We start from the raw sequence: 6,056 nt of genomic DNA, 5'->3' as shown, positions 1-6,056 counted from the left end.
AGGTGCGTTCGTCCTCGATGACGCGGTGAGCGATGTGGTAGGCGGCTCGGGTGTTGCGCAGGCTGTCGGACAGGAACGAGGCGATGTCGTCGCCTTGGGGGTTCTCGGCGAACTCGNTGTCGTAGACGTGTGTGCTGGTCAANGTGGCCAGCGCCTGCTGTGCGCGGGTGAGGGCGTTGATGGCGTCGACCAGGCTGCCGTCGAGGGCCAGGCGGCCTCGGTCGATCTCGATTGCCCAGTCGGCCTGCCAGTCGGCGTCGTTGGTGTTGGTCATGGTNGGTCCTTCCGTGGTGAGTGGGTGGATGGGGCCGGGCCCACCGCCTGGTGGTGGCGGGCCCGGCCGGGATCGGTTAGGCGGCGACGGGTTCGGTGGTGAGCACGTCGTCGATGGCCTGGTGGAGGTCGTCGTAGGCCAGGGCCAGGGGTGCGTGGTCGATGGTGAGGGTCCACATCGGCTCGTCGCCGANTCCGGCGGTCAGGGTGTAGGTGTGGGCGCCNGTGGCGCGGTAGGACCAGGTGCCGGGCACGGCGTGGAAGGTCAGGTCGCCGGCCCGGACTTTCTGGATGCGGGTGTCGGGGGTGGTGTCGAGGTCGGGTGCGGTGGCNTCGATGGCGGCCAGGAGTCCGTAGTCGTCGTTGGCGAGCAGGACGAGGTGGTGTCCCTGTTCGGGGCTGTACTCGTGGACGGTGGTCAGCTGGATCGGTCCGTGGTTGTGGTGCAGGTTNCGGGTGATGCCGTACTGCTGGTGCTGGATGCGGTCGGCGGCTTCGGCGAGAAGGTCGAAGGCGAGTTCGAATGCGTGGTCCATTGTTCTCCCGTTTCTCGTGGTGAGTGGTGCGCCGGTCAGCGCTGGGGAGCGGTCAATCGGGTGAGGGTGGGCGGTCAACCCCGAAGAGCCGACGNCGNACGGAGCAGGGTTTTCGGCCCGCGAGCGGCAGCGAGCTTGATAGGGCCGAAAAGGTCACTCGGCCTGCGTAGTTCGGCCTCGGTGTGGGTTGACCGGTCGGGCCCCCGGCCGATTAGGCTGCGACCTCTGCTGACGGTTAAAGGTGAGTAGCTACCCAACCCACGCCCGCCGCAGGCGGGCATCCGGCGCCCGCCAGGGCGGCCGCCAGCACGCGGTGGGTCGCTGTAGGGCGGCCGGCCACCGGTGGATGTCGCGGTGGCCGGCTCGCCGGGACAGTGTTTTTANATGAGCCCGATGAATCCGGACCCGATGGTGTTGGCCTGGGCCGTCCGTGCTTCGACGTCCTGGTCGATCTCCTCGCGCGCCTCGGCGACCATGATGGCCAGGCCGGGGGGAGCGTCAGCGGTGATCGGCTCGTCGGGGTCGGCGTAAAAGTCCCAGCAGGAGGCGACGTCTCGGCNGTCGGGGGCGACGACGGTGTAGCCGTAGACCTCGCCGTTGGCCCAGGCGTCGTAGGCGGCCACGGTGCCACGTGTGTAGTCCAGGGGTGNTGTCGCGTCGGCGGGNGCCCAGGCCAGACCGTCGATGCTGCGGTAGCGGTCGGCGCTGGGCTCGGCGGTGCCGTAGCGGTCGCCGCTGCGGGTGACTTCCAGGATGCCGGTGAGNGCCCAGGCCAGACCGTCGATGCTGCGGTAGCGGTCGGCGCTGGGCTCGGCGGTGCCGTAGCGGTCGCCGCTGCGGGTGACTTCCAGGATGCCGGTGAGTCCGNGGGTCAGCCACAGGTAGCGGCAGAGGGCGGCCGCGGACCGGTACTCATGGTCGTTGAGGGAGTCATTGGCGGCGGTGTGCTGGCGCAGCAGGGCGGCGACGTCNTGGGCGGCGTCGCCNAGTTGAGCGCTGATGGTNCGGGCGGTGCCGAGNTAGACGAATCCGCCGTCGTCGCTGTAATCGGGTGCGGCGGCGTCGATGTCGTAGTACAGGGCGATGACGTAGGTGCCGGCGGTGGTGGGTACGGCGATCTTGTCGAANGGGTCAAACATGGTGGGTCCTCACTGTTGGTGACCGGCGGTGCGCCGGTCAGTGCGGCCGCGTNNTGGACNGTGGGGTGGGGCGGGTCAACCCCGCAGAGGCCGCGCCGGGACGGAGCAGGGTTTTCGGCGTGCGCGAGCCGGGCGCGCCAGCGCCTTCGGCGAGTTGGCAGGGCCGAAAAGGTCACTCGGCCTGTGCAGTTCGGCGCGGGTGTGGGTTGAGCCGGCTCGGGGTCCTGCGGTCAGGCTGGGCGGCTGCTGACAGGTAGATAGGTGAGGGNGGTCACTCGGCCTGTGCAGTTCGGCGCGGGTGTGGGTTGAGCCGGCTCGGGGTCCTGCGGTCAGGCTGGGCGGCTGCTGACAGGTAGATAGGTGAGGGGTTACGGATATCGGACGTTCGCCAGGGGCCCCGGAGGGGCTGCTGCGGACGGGTAGGACCGGAGGAAAAGGGGGGCCCGGTCACCCTGGGGTGGGTGACCGGGCCCGTGGTGCTGAGTTTTAGTCCCAGCTGGCGGCGATGGTGTCGATGGCGTCGGGGATNGAGGAGTGCGGGATCGCTTCGGAGAGGCGGTCGAGCTCGTCGGCGGTGAGGGTGCGCCCGGCCCAGCTGCTGGCTTGTTCGGCGGTGATGAGCTCGGCGGGTGCGTCGAGGGCGGCGGCGAGCATCGTGAGCAGTTCGGCGCCGGTGGGTAGCGGCAGGGTGTCGGCGTGGTCGCGGAGCCGGGTGCATTCCTTGGGCTGGCTGCAGGCGCATTCGGAGTTGGTGGCGCTTAGATCGCGGTAGGTGCTGTCGAGCGGGTGGCCGTCGACGCTNGGGCCGTCGACGATCCAGCGGGTGCCGTCGNCGGAGAGCCGTAGGTGCACTGCCACGGTCTGTTCGATGAAATGTGNTGCTGGCGGGTCAATCTGGTTGTAGTAGTGGGCGTTTCCGTCGCGTCGCAGGGGTGTCGTCTCGCCTGCGGGGGTGGTGGCGTGCTCGCTCATTGTNGGGTCCTTTCGGTGGTGNGGGAGGGGAGGTGCCGGCGCCCGCGGTGGGTTGGCGGCCGCCGGCGTGGTGTGGGTGTTAGGCGCTACGGGTGCCGCGGCGCCGNCGGGNCGGTGCGGGTGCGGGTTCGAGGAACTCGGCGATGTGNGTGGTGGCGGANTCGATGCCGGCGAAGCGGGGGTGCTCGGTGTCGAGGTCGTCGGTGCGGAGCTGCCATAGGGGTGCGCCGTCGAGGCGGTATTCGGGGCGCAGCTGGTACGATGAAATGTGNTGCTGGCGGGTCAATCTGGTTGTAGTAGTGGGCGTTTCCGTCGCGTCGCAGGGGTGTCGTCTCGCCTGCGGGGGTGGTGGCGTGCTCGCTCATTGTNGGGTCCTTTCGGTGGTGNGGGAGGGGAGGTGCCGGCGGCCGCGGTGGGTTGGCGGCCGCCGGCGTGGTGTGGGTGTTAGGCGCTACGGGTGCCGCGGCGCCGTCGGGTCGGTGCGGGTGCGGGTTCGAGGAACTCGGCGATGTGNGTGGTGGCGGANTCGATGCCGGCGAAGCGGGGGTGCTCGGTGTCGAGGTCGTCGGTGCGGAGCTGCCATAGGGGTGCGCCGTCGAGGCGGTATTCGGGGCGCAGCTGGTAGAGGTCGATGCCGGCGAAGCGGGGGTGCTCGGTGTCGAGGTCGTCGGTGCGGAGCTGCCATAGGGGTGCGCCGTCGAGGCGGTATTCGGGGCGCAGCTGGTAGAGGTGGCGGCCAACAGCGGCGTAGCTCCAGGGGTCCAGCGGGTTGATCGGTTCATCGGTGACGACNGGTGCGGTGTGGGTCCAGAGCAGGCCGCCGCCGCGGAAGTGGCGGGTGCGTGCGGAGANGGAGCGGCCGAGGTCGGGGTGTGCGGCGCTGGATTCGGCGCTGGCCTGCAGGACTCCCTGGGGGTCTCGGGCCCAGACCTGGGCGGTGGAGCCCCAGGTGTGGTTGCGGCGGTGNGCGGTGATGGTCAGCCCGTCGGGGATGCCGTCGGGGTGCAGTTCCTCGTGGCCGGGTTCGACGAAGTAGAGCAGGTCGGTGGCGATGGCGGCGAGGCGTTCGCCCAGCCAGTAGGTGTGGCGGCCGCCGGCGAGGAGGTCGGTGTGGGTGGTCATGGTTGTTCTCCGTTCGTGTACGGGTTGGGTGCGCCGGTTAGCGCTGGGGTTGCGGGGGACCGGCGGGGTGGCGCGCGCAACCTCGAAGAGGCCGTGACGAGCGGAGCAGGGTTTTGGGTGCGCCGGTTAGCGCTGGGGTTGCGGGGGACCGGCGGGGTGGCGCGCGCAACCTCGAAGAGGCCGTGACGAGCGGAGCAGGGTTTTCGGCCCGCGCGAGCCCGGCGCGCAGCGCCCTGGCGAGCTGGCGTTGGGCCGAAAAGGTCACTCGGCCTGCGNAGTTCGGCGCGGGTGTGGGTTGCGCGTGACGGGGCCTCGTCGGTCACACTGGGCGACCCAGCTGAACGGTTAAAGGTGAGGGGCTACGGACCACGCCCGCCTCGTCGGTCACACTGGGCGACCCAGCTGAACGGTTAAAGGTGAGGGGCTACGGACCACGCCCGCCGCAGGCGGGCCTCCGCCGGTCGCACCTAGTGCCCCGGCGACCGCGCACGGCGAAGACACCGCACCGCGCCGGTGTGGTGTGCGGGGGTTACGGCGTGAAGGGGTGGGGGCTGTCGTGGTGCAGGCAGGCGAGGAGCTCGGCGGTGCCGGTGTGGTCGGGGCTGCCGTCGACGGCATGGCCGGTCTGGATGATGGCGGCGATGTCGGCTCCGAGGTGCAGTGTGTAGCGCGGCCATTCGTCATCGCCGGCGCGGGCGATCAGGGCCGCGGTGGCGGCCGTGAGCCGGATGCGTGCGTGGGCGGGGGTGGCCGCTGCTGGTCACTGCCCAGGTGATGGTCATGTTCCGATGATCGCCGCCAGGAGGCGGTGGCGGGAGGGGCCGCACTCCCGGTTGTGGATAAGTGCGGCCCCTGTGGATCACCGGGTCGGGCGGTAGCTGGCGTCGGTGGGATCGAAGCGGTGTTGGTCTCCGTCGAGGCAGACGGCGGCGGCTGTTTTGTGGGCGAGTTGGAGGACTTCGACAGCGCTGCGGTAGGCGGCGAGGTCGACGATCTGGAATGTCACGGGCCGCATGTAGACCTCGACCCAGCGGATGGTGCGTCGCTTGTCGGGGGTGAGGGCTTCGCGGCGGGTGACGGCGTAGGGCGGGCGTCGGGTCCAGTCGACGCCGATGGCGGGCCCGTCGTAGGGCTGTTGGTCGCGCGGGGCGAGGTTGTCGGGGAGCCCGGCCAGCGCCTGGCGGGCGGCTCCGAAGGCTTCCAGCACGCCCTGGGCTGCTTGGGTGTTGAAGAAGGTGAACAGGATGCGTCCCCAGGTGAGGGTGACGCGGGCGATGTCGGTGTGGGCGTGATGGACGCTGATGTCGGGCTGTTGGGCGCCGCGCAGTCGTACGTAGGCCTGGGAGATCGCTCCGGCGGGGATGCCGATGTGCGACTCGGGGATGGCGANCTTGGTCATGGTGTTCTCCGTTCGTGTACGGGNTGGGTGCGCCGGTTAGCGCTGGGGNTGCGGGGGANCGGCGGGGTGGCGCGCGCAACCNCGAAGAGGCCGTGACGAGCGGAGCAGGGTTTTCGGCCCGCGCGAGCCGGCGCGCAGCGCCCTGGCGAGCTGGCGTTGGGCCGAAAAGGTCACTCGGCCTGCGGAGTTCGGCGCGGGTGTGGGTTGCGCGTGACGGGGCCTCGTCGGTCACACTGGGCGACCCAGCTGAACGGTTAAAAGGTGAGGGGCTACGGACCACGCCCGCCGCAGGCGGGCATCGGCGCCTCCGGGCGCCGCTTGACAGGTGGGGCGCGGGCGAGGTGACGGGCCGTCNGTGGCTGGCACTATAAGTGCCTTCACCCCGAACGGGTTCTGCGAGGCGGTATTTCGCGCAATCGGCACGGTGGCGAGAATGGACCGGGGTTGTTTCTTAGCCCAGCGCGCGGGTTTGGTGGATAGATGTGGGCGGCGCTGCGCGCCGGCTTTCCCAGTGCACACGGGCACCGGCCCGCTCCCGGGGTCAGCGCTGCAGGCCGGCGACGACCAGATCGGTCAGCGATTCGGTCAGGCTGGTGAAGCGGCCGGTGCGGGTGC

1 protein-coding gene is annotated in these 6,056 nt (G+C 70.3%); it reads left to right on the top strand.

Going from position 1 to position 6,056, the window contains the following annotated elements:
* Nucleotides 1-4,586 precede the first annotated feature (4,586 nt).
* Complete coding sequence (locus H7I57_RS05505) at nucleotides 4,587-4,817, top strand: hypothetical protein (protein WP_264022351.1); 231 nt, start codon at nucleotides 4,587-4,589, stop codon at nucleotides 4,815-4,817.
* The last annotated feature ends 1,239 nt before the right edge of the window (nucleotides 4,818-6,056 follow it).

This window comes from Mycolicibacterium pyrenivorans, assembly GCF_025821625.1.
Taxonomy (GTDB): Bacteria; Actinomycetota; Actinomycetes; order Mycobacteriales; family Mycobacteriaceae; genus Mycobacterium; species Mycobacterium pyrenivorans.
This window is presented reverse-complemented; position numbering and strand designations above follow the sequence as displayed.